General features: G+C 62.7%; 16 protein-coding genes. 14 read left to right on the top strand and 2 right to left on the bottom strand.

The window, feature by feature from the left end; genetic code table 11:
* The first annotated feature begins 4 nt into the window (after positions 1–4).
* From gmhB to E5678_RS14205, 3 genes are all read left to right on the top strand, one after another.
* Complete coding sequence (gene gmhB, locus E5678_RS14215; protein ID WP_136179133.1) at positions 5–583, top strand: D-glycero-beta-D-manno-heptose 1,7-bisphosphate 7-phosphatase; 579 nt, start codon at positions 5–7, stop codon at positions 581–583.
* Between the two features lie 57 nt (positions 584–640).
* Positions 641–1,402 (top strand): lysophospholipid acyltransferase family protein, encoded by a 762-nt coding sequence (locus tag E5678_RS14210; RefSeq protein ID WP_136179132.1) that lies wholly within the window; start codon positions 641–643, stop codon positions 1,400–1,402.
* A 207-nt stretch (positions 1,403–1,609) separates the two neighbouring features.
* Positions 1,610–2,530: a SprT family zinc-dependent metalloprotease gene (locus tag E5678_RS14205; protein ID WP_136179131.1), complete on the top strand. Its 921-nt coding sequence runs from the start codon at positions 1,610–1,612 to the stop codon at positions 2,528–2,530.
* 3 nt (positions 2,531–2,533) lie between these two features.
* Here the strand turns inward: E5678_RS14205 and E5678_RS14200 are convergent, their stop codons facing one another.
* The gene (locus tag E5678_RS14200) at positions 2,534–3,607 is read right to left on the bottom strand and encodes an MBL fold metallo-hydrolase (protein WP_136179130.1); all 1,074 of its coding nucleotides are present in this window, start codon (positions 3,605–3,607) and stop codon (positions 2,534–2,536) included.
* 124 nt (positions 3,608–3,731) lie between these two features.
* On the opposite strand from E5678_RS14200, the gene E5678_RS14195 reads away from it, so the two are divergent.
* Both E5678_RS14195 and E5678_RS14190 read left to right on the top strand, forming a co-directional pair.
* Positions 3,732–4,148 carry a MerR family DNA-binding transcriptional regulator gene (locus E5678_RS14195; protein ID WP_136179129.1) on the top strand — a complete coding sequence of 139 codons (417 nt, stop codon included), beginning with the start codon at positions 3,732–3,734 and terminating at the stop codon, positions 4,146–4,148.
* 60 nt (positions 4,149–4,208) lie between these two features.
* Entirely contained in the window at positions 4,209–4,574 is a 366-nt protein-coding gene (locus tag E5678_RS14190; protein WP_136179128.1) for a DUF1304 domain-containing protein, read from the top strand.
* Between the two features lie 17 nt (positions 4,575–4,591).
* Here the strand turns inward: E5678_RS14190 and E5678_RS14185 are convergent, their stop codons facing one another.
* Positions 4,592–5,200, bottom strand: a complete 609-nt coding sequence (locus E5678_RS14185; protein WP_136179127.1) for a YigZ family protein — start codon at positions 5,198–5,200, stop codon at positions 4,592–4,594.
* A gap of 111 nt (positions 5,201–5,311) precedes the next feature.
* Here E5678_RS14185 and E5678_RS14180 point away from each other — a divergent pair, with 111 nt between their 5' ends.
* The 9 genes from E5678_RS14180 to trkA all read left to right on the top strand — a co-directional run bounded on the left by E5678_RS14180 (position 5,312) and on the right by trkA (position 14,609).
* Positions 5,312–5,758, top strand: a complete 447-nt coding sequence (locus E5678_RS14180; protein ID WP_247596780.1) for a PaaI family thioesterase — start codon at positions 5,312–5,314, stop codon at positions 5,756–5,758.
* A 42-nt stretch (positions 5,759–5,800) separates the two neighbouring features.
* Entirely contained in the window at positions 5,801–6,982 is a 1,182-nt protein-coding gene (locus E5678_RS14175; protein ID WP_136179126.1) for an isovaleryl-CoA dehydrogenase, read from the top strand.
* Positions 6,983–7,042: 60 nt separating this feature from the next.
* On the top strand, positions 7,043–7,708 hold the full coding sequence (gene can, locus E5678_RS14170; RefSeq protein WP_136179125.1) for a carbonate dehydratase: 666 nt from the start codon (positions 7,043–7,045) through the stop codon (positions 7,706–7,708).
* Between the two features lie 20 nt (positions 7,709–7,728).
* Positions 7,729–9,552, top strand: coding sequence for a bifunctional isocitrate dehydrogenase kinase/phosphatase (gene aceK / locus E5678_RS14165; RefSeq protein WP_136179124.1), 1,824 nt, complete (start codon positions 7,729–7,731; stop codon positions 9,550–9,552).
* A 54-nt stretch (positions 9,553–9,606) separates the two neighbouring features.
* Positions 9,607–10,803, top strand: a complete 1,197-nt coding sequence (locus E5678_RS14160) for an acetyl-CoA C-acyltransferase (RefSeq protein ID WP_136179123.1) — start codon at positions 9,607–9,609, stop codon at positions 10,801–10,803.
* A gap of 111 nt (positions 10,804–10,914) precedes the next feature.
* Positions 10,915–11,583, top strand: coding sequence for an SDR family oxidoreductase (locus tag E5678_RS14155; RefSeq protein WP_136179122.1), 669 nt, complete (start codon positions 10,915–10,917; stop codon positions 11,581–11,583).
* A gap of 8 nt (positions 11,584–11,591) precedes the next feature.
* On the top strand, positions 11,592–11,984 hold the full coding sequence (locus E5678_RS14150) for a VOC family protein (protein ID WP_136179121.1): 393 nt from the start codon (positions 11,592–11,594) through the stop codon (positions 11,982–11,984).
* A gap of 45 nt (positions 11,985–12,029) precedes the next feature.
* On the top strand, positions 12,030–13,157 hold the full coding sequence (locus tag E5678_RS14145) for an acyl-CoA dehydrogenase family protein (RefSeq protein ID WP_136179120.1): 1,128 nt from the start codon (positions 12,030–12,032) through the stop codon (positions 13,155–13,157).
* A gap of 60 nt (positions 13,158–13,217) precedes the next feature.
* Positions 13,218–14,609, top strand: coding sequence for a Trk system potassium transporter TrkA (gene trkA, locus E5678_RS14140; protein ID WP_136179119.1), 1,392 nt, complete (start codon positions 13,218–13,220; stop codon positions 14,607–14,609).
* Positions 14,610–14,611: the final 2 nt, after the last annotated feature.

Raw genomic sequence — 14,611 nt, 5'->3', positions numbered from 1 at the left:
ACGCATGAAATTGCTCATCCTCGACCGAGACGGCACGCTCAACCGCAGCCGCGATGATTATGTGGCGTCGCCCGACGAGTGGGAGGCTTTGCCCGGCGCGCTGGAAGCGGTGGCACGGCTCAACCAGGGCGGCTGGCGGGTGGTGATCGCCACCAACCAGAGCGGGATCGGTCGGGGGCTTTTCGACATGGCCTCTTTGAACGCGATCCATGCCAAGATGCACCGCCAGCTGGCTGCGGTGGGCGGTCGACTGGAAGCGGTGTTTTTCTGCCCCCATGCCCCCGAAGACGGCTGCCATTGCCGCAAGCCCGAGCCCGGTCTCTTCGAGCAGATCGGGCAGCGTTTTGGGGTACCGCTGGCAGATGTGCGGGTGGCGGGCAATGCGCTGCGCCATGTCCAAGCCGGGGCTGCGGCGGGCTGTGCCACCCATTTGTTGTTGACAGGGCAATCCGAACACCTGCGCGAAGTCGACGATGCCGCCATCGATGCGCCGCCCAGCACCCAGGTGCACGAAGACCTTTCGGCGTTTGCCGACTGGTTGCTGGCTCAGGATGCTGCAACCGCAGCCGCAGGGGCCCCTTGAACGTTGGTGGTTGCCACCCTTGAATTTTTTCCGGGCCCAGTTGCCCGTCTGACCCACATGTATATCGTTAACCTGCTTCGCGCTGTTTTGCACCTCCTGTTCATGGCCATCACGGTGATCCCCTGGGCCACGGCGGTGGTGGTGGCCGCGCCGTTCATGAACAGCACCAAGGTCTACTGGATGTGCGCGCGCTGGCTCAAGCTGGCCGTGGACGGCGGCACCGTGATTCTGGGGATCAAAAACAAGGTCATCGGTTTTGAGAATTTGCCAACCGACGCCAAGGCGCCGGCGGTGTTGTTGGTTAAGCACCAGTCGCTGTGGGAAACGTTTTGCATGGCGGCCTTGATGCCCCACCCGCTGGCCTTCGTGTTCAAGAAAGAGCTGTTGAAGGTACCGTTTTTTGGCTGGGCCATGGCCCGCATGGACATGATCCACATCGACCGGGCCGACGGTGCGCGCGCCTTTGTCAAGGTGGTACAACAAGGCCAGCGTCTGCTCGACCAGGGCACCTGGGTCATCATGTTCCCAGAGGGTACCCGCATCGACCGGGGCCAAAAAGGCAACTACAAAAGCGGCGGCACGCGCCTGGCGATCCGCACCGGTGCGCCCGTGATTCCGATCGCGGTGACGTCGGCCAAGTGCTGGCCGCGCAAGGCCTTTGTCAAAAAGCCCGGGGTGGTGGAATTTTCCATTGGCAAGCCCATCCCCAGTGCGGGCCGGGAGCCCGATGAGCTGATGCGCGAGGTTGAGGCCTGGATCGAAGCGGAAATGCACCGACTGGATCCGAGTGCGTATGAATCCCCCCGCGCCGCTCTGTAGGCGCGTGCCTTGCAGGCCGCGTCATCGTCAGAGCCGATGCCTCTTCGTCCTGTCCAATCCTGTGAAGGCAGGCTTGGAGCCGCGGTCCTCAGCCCCCCAGGGGGCAACGCTGGCCGACCGGCGGAGTCGGATCGGCGGCGTTCTCGGCTCAGCTTCCTCTCGTTGGCTTGCCTGTTGTTGGTTCGAAGTTTCCCACTCCTCCTTGGCATGAAGCAGTTGTTGCAGATAGCATTCGATTTTTTGGGCGGGCCTGATGCGGCCGTGCCTGAGCGCTTGCCTTTGCCCGCTTCTGCGCCTGACCCGAGGGCCGAGCCCAGAGACCTCCATGCGCCGCCTGCGCTGCCGCTGTCGGATGTGTTTCAGCCCGCCACCTGGCACCACCCCCGCGCCAACCGCAAGGTGCGACTGGGCGACAGCGAAGTGGCTTACGAATTCAAGCGGGGCAAGCGCCGCACCATCGGTTTGTCGGTCGGTGCCGATGGCCTGACGGTCAGCGCACCACGCTGGACGCCGCTGGGCGAGGTGGATGCCTTGCTGCGGGACAAGTCAGGCTGGGTGCTGGAGAAGCTGCACAAAGCCCAGCAGCGCGCCAGTGACCTGGCGCAGGCCCGCACCGTGTGGGCCGATGGCGTTGAGTTTGACTACCTGGGGCAGCGCGTGCGCTTGCAGCTGGACCCTGCGCACCGGTTCGCAGAGGTGGGTGCCGAGCTGAAAGCGCCGGCCGAGGCGGGTGATCTCGCGGTGCTGTACCTGGGGCTGGCGGGCAATGCATCTGAAGTCCAGGTGCGCGATGCAGCACAGGCCTGGCTCATGCGCCAGGCCAAGCGGGTGTTTGCCGAACGGCTCGACCACTTCGCGCCGCAGCTCGGGGTTGAGTACGGCCGGCTGCGGCTTTCCAGCGCGGGCACACGTTGGGGCAGTGCCAGCGTCGATGGCACGATCCGGCTCAACTGGCGCCTGATCCACTTGAAGCTGGACATGCTGGACTATGTGGTGGTGCACGAACTCAGCCACCTGCACCACATGGACCACAGCCCCCAGTTCTGGGACGTGGTGGCGCGGGTCATGCCCGACCATGTGCAGCGCCGACGCGCGCTCAAGGAAGCCGCCGTTCCGCTGGGCAAGTGAGCTTCAGGCCGCTGCGCCGAAGCGGTAGATGCCGTCTTCGCCCAAGGTGCGCCGCAGCTCGCCGGTGTACCAGAGGCGGTGCAGGTGGGCCACAGCTTCACCCATGGCAAAGGTCATCTGGTGCAAGTCGAGTGCGCGGGTGAACATCACGGGGATGATGTCCATTGCACTGCAGGGACGAGCGCTACAGGCATCGATCACTTCCTGCAGTCGGTCGCGGTGGTGGTCTTTGAGCTGCTGGACGCGCTCGTGCAGACCCGTGAAGGGCTTGCCATGGGACGGTAGCACCAGCGTGGCTTCGGGCAGAGGCAGGTACTTGTCCAGGGAGTCCAGAAAGTGGGTGAGTGAGTCGGCTTCGGGCTCCTGGTCGTACACGCTCACATTGGTGGAAATCCGGGGCAAGACCATGTCGCCGCTGATGAGCACGCCCAGTGGGCTGCAGTAAAGCGCGATGTGTTCGGGCGCGTGGCCGTAGCCACTGATGCACTGCCAGTCGTGGCCACCGATTTCGACGGTCTGACCATCTCTGATCCGGTGGTATTGAGACGGGACTGCGGGCACCAGGTTGGGGTAGTAGCTGGAACGCTTTTTGATCTGGTCCAGGCTGTCGGCATCGCACATACCGTGTGACGCGAAAAAGCGGGCGTGGGCCTCGCCGCCAAAACTGTTGGTGCTGTAAGTGCCGATGCGCGCAGCGTTGTAGTCGGTGGCGCTCATCCATAGGCGGCAGGTCCAACGTTCACACAACCAGTGCGCCAGCCCGATGTGGTCGGGGTGCATGTGCGTCACGATCACGCGCAAGATGGGCATGTCTTCCAGTGCGTTCTCGAAGACCTGCTCCCACTGCGCGCGCGACTCGGGGCGGTCGATGCAGCAGTCCACCGCGGTCCAGCCTTCGACGCCGTCGATCGTGTCGCGCAGCAACCAGAGGTTGATGTGGTCCAGCGCAAAGGGCAGGGCCATGCGAATCCATTTCACCCCGGGCGCCACCTCCAGCGCATGGCCAGGCTCGGGCAGGGTGGCCCCCAAGGGGTAATGCAACCGTTCTTCGAGCTGGTTTTTGCTGGGTGCGGTCATGGGGTGGGATTCCGGTAAGATGATTCGAAATGACGTTAACGTAAACGTCAAACCTGTTTGGTTCATTCTAGGGAGCAACCCCGATTGGCGGGTGTCCGCCACCAGACAGCTCCTAACCCCGCCCATGGCCACCAACCCGACCTACACCATCAGCGATCTCGCGCGCGAGTTTGATCTCACGACGCGGGCCATTCGCTTCTACGAAGACATGGGTCTGCTGCAGCCTCAGCGTGCCGGCCCGGGCGGGCGAAACCGTGTCTACAGCGCGCGCGATCGCACCCGCTTGAAGCTCACGCTGCGGGCCAAGCGCCTGGGCCTGTCGCTCACCGAAGCCAAAGACATCATCGAGATGTACGACAGTCCGCGCGACACCGGTCCGCAGTTGCGCAAGTTCCTCACCGTGCTGGCCGATCACCAGCGCCAGCTCGAAGAACAGATGGCCGACCTCGTGGCCAATCTGGATGAGGTGAAGGTGCACGAGAAAGAAGCGCGGGCGCTGCTGGCCAAGGCCGAAAAAGCCGGCCCTGGCGCTGCGCCCTAAACTCGACCCTCCTGCCAACGGCCCAGCCGGTGGTTGTCCGACCGTTTTTCAGGAGTCCTCATGCTTTTGGCCGCCAACCTCGTTGTTGCACTGCTCGCCCTCATCCACTTCTACATCCTGGTGCTGGAGATGTTCATGTGGGACAAGCCCGCTGGCTTGCGCGCCTTTGGCCTGACGCAAGAGCTGGCCACCGCCACCAAGGTGCTGGGCGCCAACCAGGGGCTGTACAACGGCTTCCTGGCGGCGGGCATGCTGTGGGGCTTGTGGTTGGGCGTCGAAGGTTTTGGGGTGAAAGTGTTCTTCCTTTTGTGCGTCTGGGTGGCGGGCATTTACGGTGGGGCCACAGCGGCGCGCAAGATCCTGTATGTACAAACCGTGCCGGCGACTCTCGGCCTGGTTTTGCTGTTCTTGTCCAGAGCTGGTTGAACAGCCTTCAAGTCGAATCAGCCGGTCTCAGGGCCCTGGTCGGTCTTGCGCCAGACCACCTGGCCCTGGCTCGCGTCGTTGATGCGTGATGTCAGTTCAGTGGCATTGGCTTCGGGCAGGCTCAGCGTCACCTCAACGCCTTCGCCGTGTTGTGCGTCCAGCAAGTGGGCGCCGTGCGCGTCCAGCTCCCTGCGCAACCAGCCCTCCAGCGCATAGGGCACCATGCAACGCAAGGTGGTGAGTCGAATCACGGGCACCTTCTCGGCCGTGAGCAGGGCCTGTGCCACGCTGTCGGTGTAGGCGCGCACCAAGCCACCCGCGCCGAGTTGGATGCCGCCGTAGTAGCGCACCACCGTGGCGAGCACGCCTTCCAGATCCTGGTGCCGCAACACCTCCAGCATCGGTCGGCCCGCCGTGCCGCCCGGTTCGCCATCGTCGTTGGCCGCTGAGTGCCCGCCCGCCATCAGCGCCCAGCAAACGTGGGTGGCGGAGGGGTGTTCGGCGCGCAATGCGGCCACGCGGGCGAGGGCCTCTTCGCGGCCCACACAGGGCTCCACACAGCCGATGAAGCGGCTTTTCTTGAGGGTCAGTTCGCTGTGAACCGGGGCGGGCAGGGAGAAGGGCATGGCACTCAGAAGGATACTGGCAGTGCCTGGGTCTTCAGGGGCTTGGCGACTGGACGTGCCTTCGGTCATAATTGACGTTTACGTAAACGTCAATCAAAAATCCAGCGACCCATGAGTGAACCGACCACCACCAACGACGCTTTGCGCGAACGCGTGCAGGCCAGCCTGGACCGCCAGGGGATGATGAAACATCTGGGTGTGCGCTTGTTGCACGTCTCGCCCGGGAGCGTCACACTGGCATTGCCGTATTCCGACCGCGTGAGTCAGCAGCAGGGCGGGTTTCATGGCGGCGCCATGGGTGCGTTGGCCGATATTGCGGGCGGGTACGCCGCTTTGACCGTGGCACCCGATGGCATGGAAGTCACCACGGTGGAATACAAGATCAACTTTCTCGCGGCCTTTGGAGCCGGCGAGCTGGAGGCCACAGGCCGCGTGAGCAAGGCGGGCAAACGCATCATCGTGGCCGCGGCCGAGGTGGTGCATGTGGCCCCCGACGGCAAACGCTCGGATTGCGCGGTGATGCAGCAGACGCTGGTGCCCGTGCCCAAGACCTATTGAACAAGCTTTGAACCCATCGATTGAACCCCAGGAGACAACACCATGAACAATTTGCCCGGCCTCAATTTCCAGCTCGGTGAAGACGTCGATGCCCTGCGCGACGCGGTGCGCGATTTTGCGCAGGCCGAGATCGCGCCCCGCGCGGCCGAGATCGACAGGAACGACCAGTTCCCGATGGATGCCTGGCGCAAGATGGGCGATCTGGGCGTGCTCGGTATCACGGTTTCTGAAGAGTACGGTGGCGCCGGCATGGGCTATCTGGCTCATATGGTGGCCATGGAAGAGATCAGCCGCGCCAGCGCTTCGGTGGGCCTGAGCTACGGCGCGCACAGCAACCTCTGTGTCAACCAGATCAACCGCAACGGCACCGATGCCCAGAAAGCCAGATACCTGCCCAAGCTGATCAGCGGCGAGCACGTGGGCGCGCTGGCCATGAGCGAGCCAGGCGCAGGGTCTGATGTGATCAGCATGAAGCTGAAGGCCGAAGACAAGGGCGGGGTCTACCTGCTCAACGGCAGCAAGATGTGGATCACCAACGGCCCCGATGCCGACACCATGGTGGTGTATGCCAAGACCGAGCCTGAGCTGGGCGCTCGCGGTGTCACGGCGTTCATTGTTGAAAAAGGCATGAAAGGTTTTTCCACGGCGCAGAAGCTCGACAAGCTCGGCATGCGCGGCAGCCACACCGGTGAGATGGTGTTCCAGGATGTCGAAGTGCCAGCGGAGAACATTCTGGGCGGCCTGAACATGGGCGCCAAGGTGTTGATGAGCGGGCTGGACTACGAGCGCGCCGTGTTGACCGGCGGTCCCTTGGGCATCATGCAGGCGGTGATGGACAACGTGGTGCCCTACATCCACGACCGCAAGCAGTTTGGTCAGAGCATCGGCGAATTCCAGCTGATTCAGGGCAAAGTGGCCGACATGTACACCGTGCTGCAGGCCGGTCGCTCATTCGCTTACACCGTGGCCAAGAACCTCGATCTGCTGGGCACCGAGCACGTGCGCCAAGTGCGCAAAGACTGCGCCTCGGTCATTCTGTGGACGGCCGAAAAGGCCACCTGGATGGCGGGCGAGGGCGTGCAGATTTTCGGCGGCAATGGCTACATCAACGAATACCCGCTGGGCCGCCTCTGGCGCGATGCCAAACTGTACGAAATTGGCGCAGGCACCAGCGAAATCCGCCGCATGCTGATCGGTCGTGAGCTCTTTGCCGAGACCTGCTGAAGGCAGCAGGGCGCCCCTGCATGACAATGGGCCCCATCTTTCTATTGCGACCGAATACCCATGTCCTCCAAGCTTCAAGACCTGTTTGAACACAACCGCGAATGGGCTGCGGCCATGGTGCGGGAGAAGCCCACGTTTTTCACCGACCTGATCGCGCAGCAAAGCCCGCAGTACATGTGGATCGGCTGCTCCGACAGCCGGGTGCCCGCCAACCAGATCACGGGTCTGGCGCCGGGCGAGGTGTTTGTGCACCGCAACGTGGCCAACGTGGTGGTGCCCACCGACCTCAACTGTCTATCGACCATTCAGTTTGCCGTTGACCAGCTCAAGGTGAAACATCTGATGGTGGTGGGGCACTACGAGTGCGGTGGCGTGAAGGCTGCGCTCAAGGACACGCGGGTGGGCCTGGCCGACAACTGGCTGCGCCATATCAAAGATGTGCGCGACGAACACGCGGCCCTGATCGCGGCCACGCCAGAGGCCGATCGTGTGGATGTCCTGTGTGAGCTCAACGCCATCGAACAGGTGATGAACGTGGCGCAGACCACGGTGGTGCAAGACGCGTGGGGACGGGGGCAGTCTCTGACCTTGCATGCCTGGGTCTACGCCTTGAGCGACGGTTTGCTGCGGGACATGCTGATGACCGTCGACGCCAACAACGGCCTGGATGCGGTGTACCGGGCTGCGATAGCCGGTGTGGCCGCCAAGCGGCGCAGCGACAGCTGACCCATTTTCCAAAAGCTGCCGTGTTCCCGCGCCAACTGGATTCCCCTGTTGCCCACGACATCGCCAAGGCGATGATGGACGGCTTCAATCGGCACTACCAGTTGTTCCGCAGCGAGTCGGCTCGGGCGAAACACCGGTTTGAAACCTGCGACTGGCGAGGGCAGCAGCGCGCCCAGCGGGACCGTATCGAGTTCTACGACTTGCGGGTCAAGGAGTGCGTCAAGCGCCTGATGAAGGAGTTTGGCGCACAGAACCAAGCCATGGACGTGTGGGAGCAGGTCAAGCTGCACTACATCGGCTTGCTGGTGAACCACCACCAGCCAGAGCTGGCCGAGACCTTTTTCAACTCGGTCACCACCAAGATCCTCAAGCGCGCTTACTTTCAGAACGATTTCATTTTTGTGCGCCCGGCGGTGTCTACCGAGTACATCGAAAACGAAGCGCCCAACGCCAAGCCCACGTACCTGGCCTATTACCCCAAGGCCGACACCATGCTGGACTCGGTGTTGCAACTGGTGCGCGACTTTGATCTGCGTGTGCCCTTTGACGACCTCGATCGCGACGCCGAACTGGTGCTGTCGGCCATGAAGTGGCAGTTTGACCATGTGAAGCTGCGCGCCAACTTCCAGATCCAGGTGCTCTCCAGCCTGTTCTTCCGCAACAAGGGCGCCTACATCGTGGGCAAGATCATCAACGGGTTTCAGGAGGTGCCGTTTGCGCTGCCCATCCTGCACGATGGCAACGATCGCCTGGTGATCGACGCGGCCTTGTTTGGCGAAGACGATTTGTTGCTGGTGTTTTCGTTTGCCCGCGCCTACTTCATGGTCGACATGGAAATCCCCAGCGCTTATGTGCAGTTTCTGCGCGGCATGATGCCGCGCAAGCCACGCGCCGAGTTTTACAACGCGCTGGGGCTGGCCAAACAAGGCAAGACGCTGTTCTACCGCGATTTCCTGTTCCACATGCGGCACAGCACCGACCCGTTCCGCATCGCGCCGGGGATCAAGGGCATGGTGATGCTGGTGTTCGATCTGCCCAGCTACCCGTTTGTGTTCAAGGTCATCAAAGACTTTTACCCGCCACAGAAAGACACCTCGCGCGAGCAGATTCGGGGCAAGTACCAGCTGGTCAAAAACCACGATCGGGTGGGGCGCATGGCCGACACGTTGGAGTTTTCACTCGTCGGGTTTCCGCGCGAGCGCTTCACCGACGAGCTCATCGCAGAGATTGAGAAGTTTGCGCCCAGCCAGCTGGAGATCGCTGACACCAATGGCGATGGCCAGCTTGAGGTCTTGATCAAGCATGTTTACATCGAGCGGCGCATGATCCCGCTCAACATCTACCTGCAGGAGGCCTTTGACGCTTTTCAGATACGGGCCGATGACCCCGCGGCCCAGGCGCAGCTGACCCGGGCCGTGGTGGAGTACGGCAACGCCATCAAGGACCTGGTGGCGGCCAACATCTTCCCCGGTGACATGCTGTGGAAAAACTTCGGCATCACCCGCCACGGCAAAGTCGTGTTTTACGACTACGACGAAATCGAATACATCACCGATTGCAACTTCCGCCGCGTGCCCGAGCCGCGCAACGAAGAAGAGGAAATGTCGGGCGAGATCTGGTACAGCGTGGCAAAGGGCGATGTGTTCCCTGAAACCTTTGCGCCCTTCTTGCTCGGCAATCCGCGCGTGCGCGCCGAGTTCATGAAACACCATGCCGATCTGCTGGAGCCTGCGTTCTGGCAGCAACACAAAGAGCGCATCGTGGCAGGCCACGTGCACGATGTGTTTCCCTATGAGCGCGAGCGGCGTTTCCATGTCCATGCCGGCAAGGCGCTGCTGGGCTGACCCTTTTTTTATTGATTCTGTCTGGCTTTTTTTGAACCTGTTGAGGAGACTTTCATGACCACCCCATCCCACGACCCCATCGTCATCGTCGGTGCAGCGCGCACGCCCATGGGCTCTTTTCAGAGCGATTTCGCCTCCCAGTCAGCCCACGATCTGGGTGGCGTTGCGATCAAGGCGGCCGTAGAGCGCGCCGGTGTGAATCCCGAGCTGGTGGACGAAGTGCTGTTCGGCAACTGCCTGATGGCCGGTCAGGGCCAGGCGCCTGCTCGGCAGGCGGCGCTCAAGGGTGGCTTGCCGATGTCGGCAGGCGCTGTGACGCTTTCCAAGATGTGTGGTTCGGGCATGAAGGCCACCATGCTGGCCCACGACATGCTGATGGCCGGCAGCGCCACGGTGATGGTGGCGGGCGGCATGGAGAGCATGACCAACGCACCCTACCTCATGCTCAAAGGGCGGGGTGGTTACCGCATGGGCCACGACAAGATTTACGACCACATGATGCTCGACGGGCTGGAGGATGCCTACGAAGCCGGTCGCTCCATGGGCACCTTTGGCGAAGACTGCGCTGCCAAATACAGCTTCACGCGCGAGCAGCAAGACGCATTCGCCATTGCCTCGGTCACCCGCGCCAAGGCCGCCACCGAAAGCGGCGCGTTTGCCACCGAGATCGCGCCGGTCACAGTGAAAGACCGCAGCGGCGAGCGCGTGGTCTCAATTGACGAAGGCCCGGGCAAGGTCAAGCTCGACAAAATCACCAGCCTCAAGCCCGCCTTCAAGAAGGACGGCGGCACCATCACCGCCGCCAGCAGCTCGTCGATCAACGACGGCGCGGCCGCTCTGGTGCTGATGCGCGAGTCCACCGCCAAAGCCCAGGGCCTCAAGCCGCTGGCTCGCATTGTCGCCCACAGCACCCACGCGCAGGAGCCCAACTGGTTCGCCACGGCCCCCGTGGGCGCCACGAAAAAGCTGTTGGCCAAGGCCGGCTGGGCCGTGGGCGATGTGGATCTGTGGGAAATCAACGAAGCCTTTGCCGTGGTGCCCATGGCCTTGATGACCGAGCTCAGCATTCCCCACGAAAAGGTCAACATCAACGGCGGCGCCTGCGCCCTGGGCCACCCGATCGGTGCGAGCGGAGCGCGCATCCTGGTGACGCTGCTGCACGCCCTGAAAGCCCAAGGCGGCAAGAAGGGCGTGGCGACGCTGTGCATTGGCGGCGGCGAAGCCACGGCCATGGCGGTTGAACTGATGTAGCAGCCCCGCGCAGCCTTGGACGCCACCCTCTCAAGGGTGCGCTCAAGGCGGCCCGGCAAAACCGGTTCTGCGGTGGCGCTGGAAAAAGCGTCTTCTCCTTCGGAAACTCCCATGAGCACTGTTCTGATCATCGGCGCATCGCGTGGCATAGGCCTTGAGCTGACACGCCAATACCTTGAGGCTGGCGACCGTGTGATCGCCACGGCGCGCAGCGATGCCGATCTGGCGCAGCTGCAATCCCAGGGCGCTGAAGCGCTGCGGGTGGATGTGGCCGATACCACCAGCGTGAGCGCGCTGGCCCGGGATCTGCAAGGCGAAAAGCTGGATGTGGCGCTGTACGTGGCTGGCGTGATGGACCGGGCAGGCGCCCTGACGCCGCCGACCCATCGGGCGTTTGACCGTGTGATGCACACCAATGTGCTTGGGGCCATGCAGGTGATCCCGCAGGTGGTGCCGTGGGTGGAAAACGCTGGCGGCGTTTTTGGGGTCTTGTCCAGCAGCATGAGCCAGATCGGCAGCGTGGCAGCGGGCAACGCCTGGTTGTACCGGGTGAGCAAGGCGGCTTTGAACATGGCGCTGAGCAGCGCCCGCTTCGACTACCCAGGCGCCACGCTGGTGGCTCTGGATCCGGGATGGGTGCAGACCGATATGGGTGGCGGCGAGGCGCTGCTGAGCCTGAACGACAGCGTGCGTGGCCTGATCGCGACCATCGCCAGCGTCACGGCCGCCGACAACGGGCGCCTGCTGCACCACGATGGCCGCCGCGCCGAGCATTGGTAGGGCTGGCCATGTTGTCCCATGTGTTTGTCGGCGTGAGCGATTTCGGGCGCGCCTGGGCCTTTTACCAACCGCTGATGCAAAGCCTGGGCCACCCGCTGAGGTTCCATGAGCCCGAAGTGCCGTGGGCGGGCTGGCACAGCGCCAGCGGCGAGCGGCCCTTGTTTGTGATTTGCAAGCCGTTCGATGGGGCTGCGCATGAAGTGGGCAATGGCCAGATGACCGCCTTCATGGCGCCCACCCGAGCCGCCGTGGACATGGCGCACCAATGGGCAGTGGACCAAGGCTGCGCCAGCGAAGGGGCACCGGGTCTGCGCGCGCATTACCACCCGCACTACTACGGCACCTATTTCCGAGACCCCGACGGCAACAAGCTGGCGGTGGTCTGCCACGAGCCCCGGTGACCCGAGGCCCGTTCCTTGACTGTTTTTTGAAGCGAGACCCACAAGATGTTGTTGAACCAAGACCAAGTCATGATCCGCGACGCAGTGCGCGACTTTGCCCAGGCCGAGCTCTGGCCCCACGCGGCCAAGTGGGACAAAGAGCATCATTTTCCGAAAGAGGTACACAAAGGCCTCGCCGCCCTGGGCGCCTACGGCATCTGTGTGCCCGAAGAGCTGGGCGGTGCAGGCCTGGACTACGTGACCCTCGCCCTGGTGCTGGAAGAGATCGCGGCAGGCGATGGTGGCACCAGCACTGTGATTTCGGTGACCAACTGCCCGGTCAACGCCATTCTCATGCGCTACGGCAACGCCGAGCAAAAGAAGCAATGGCTGGAGCCGCTGGCCCAGGGCCAGATGCTGGGGGCTTTTTGCCTCACGGAACCCCACGTGGGCTCTGACGCATCTGCCCTGCGCACCACCGCGGTAAAAGAGGGCGACGAATATGTGATCAACGGCGTCAAGCAGTTCATCACCAGCGGCAAAAACGGTGACGTGGCGATTGTGCTGGCCGTGACCGACAAGGCCGCCGGTAAAAAAGGCATGAGTGCTTTCCTGGTGCCCACAACGGCCCCCGGCTATGTGGTCGCGCGGCTCGAAGACAAGCTGGGCCAGCACAGCAGCGACACCGCGCAGATCAATTTTGACAACTGCCGCATCCCGGCAGAAAACCTGATCGGGGCCGAAGGCGAGGGCTACAAGATCGCGCTGGGCGGTCTTGAAGGCGGGCGCATCGGTATTGCTGCGCAAAGCGTGGGGATGGCGCGCAGCGCGTTTGAGGTGGCAGTGGCTTATGCCAAAGAGCGCCAGAGCTTCGGCACGGCGGTGTTCAACCACCAGGCGGTGGGCTTCCGGCTGGCCGACTGCGCCACCCAGATCGAAGCCGCGCGCCAGCTCATCTGGCACGCCGCTGCCCTGCGCGACGCTGGCCAGCCTTGCCTGAAAGAAGCCGCCATGGCCAAACTGTTTGCCAGTGAGATGGCCGAAAAAGTCTGCAGCGTGGCCATTCAGACCCTGGGTGGCTACGGTTATGTGAGCGATTTCCCGGTGGAGCGCATTTACCGCGATGTGCGGGTGTGTCAGATTTATGAAGGCACGAGCGACGTGCAAAAAATCATCATTACCCGCTCTTTGTAGTTCCCGCCGAACCGCCAGCGCCACGGCGCAGGGGGCACTTCACAGGTAACATCCACCCCCATGAAGATCATCATCTTGGGTGCTGGCCGCGTGGGCGAAAGCGTCGCGGAAAGCCTGGTTTCCGAACAAAACGACATCACGGTCATTGACCAGGATCCGGCACGCTTGCGCTTGCTTGAGGACCGGCTGGATTTGCGGGGGGTGGTGGGCAATGGCATCCAGCCGTCGGTGTTGCAAGAAGCGGGTGCGCGCGATGCAGACATGTTGATCGCCTGTGCCGCCGCTGACGAATCAAACCTCGTGGTGTGCAAGATCGCACACGATGTGTTCAACATCCCTTCCACCATCGCCCGCTTGCGGTCACCTGAGTTCGTCGAAGGCGATGAGCTGCTTGGCAAGAATGGCTTTTCGGTGGACCACGTGATCTGCCCCGAAGAGTCGGTGACGCGTTATATCCACCAACTCATCAGCTACCCCGAAGCCTTGCAAGTGGTGGAGTTTTCTCAAAAGCGCGCTTGTTTGATTGTGGTGCGTGCGGCTCATGGGGGCGCGTTGGTCGGTCATACCATCGGTGAGTTCAAAGACCGTTTTCCCCATGCCAAGATGCGGGTGGTCGCGTTGTACCGGCTCGATACCGAGATGGAAGCCACCAAGAGCACGCGCATTCTGGCGGGCGATGAGGTGTTTGTGCTGGCCGATGCGCAGAAGATCCGCCCCGTTCTGAACGCCATTCACAACACCGACAAACCTGTGCAGCGGGTCATGATCGCTGGGGGCGGCCGGGTGGGCTTGCGTCTTGCACGCAGCCTGATTGGACAGTGTGAGGTCAAGCTCATCGAGCGCGATAAAGCACGCTGTGAATACCTGGCCAGCCAATTGCCCTCCAGTATGTTGATCCTGCATGGTGATGGCGCCGACGAGGATTTGTTGCTGGAAGAAAACGTGGGCGAGATGGATCTGTTCCTGGCGCTCACCAGCGATGACGAAGACAACATCATGTCGGCCATGCTGGCCAAGCGCCTGGGGGCCCGGCGCGTGATGTCGCTGATCAACCGGCGCGCCTACGCCGACATGATGCAGGGCAGCACGATCGACATCGCCATTTCACCGGCCCAGACGGTCATCGGTGAGCTGCTCACGCACCTGCGCCGGGGCGATGTGGCTGCGGTGCACAGCCTGCGTCGCGGTGCGGCCGAGGCGCTGGAAGGCATCGCGCGCGGCGATTTCAAAACTTCGAAGCTGGTAGGGCGGCGGGTCGAGGAGATCAAGCTGCCCAAGGGCACCCGTATTGGTGCCATCGTGCGGGGCAAGGGGCGGGATTCGGTGGTCATGATGCCGCACCACGACACGCTGATCGAGGCCGATGACCACATCATCATCTTCATCCCCAACAAGCGCTTGGTGCGCGAGGTGGAAAAGCTGTTCCAGGTAAGCGCCACTTTCTTCGGTTGACT

The sequence above is a fragment of the Hydrogenophaga sp. PAMC20947 genome (genome assembly GCF_004795855.1).
Classification (GTDB): domain Bacteria; phylum Pseudomonadota; class Gammaproteobacteria; order Burkholderiales; family Burkholderiaceae_C; genus Hydrogenophaga.
Note: the sequence above shows the minus strand (reverse complement) of the source record. Positions and strands in the feature narration are given on the sequence as shown.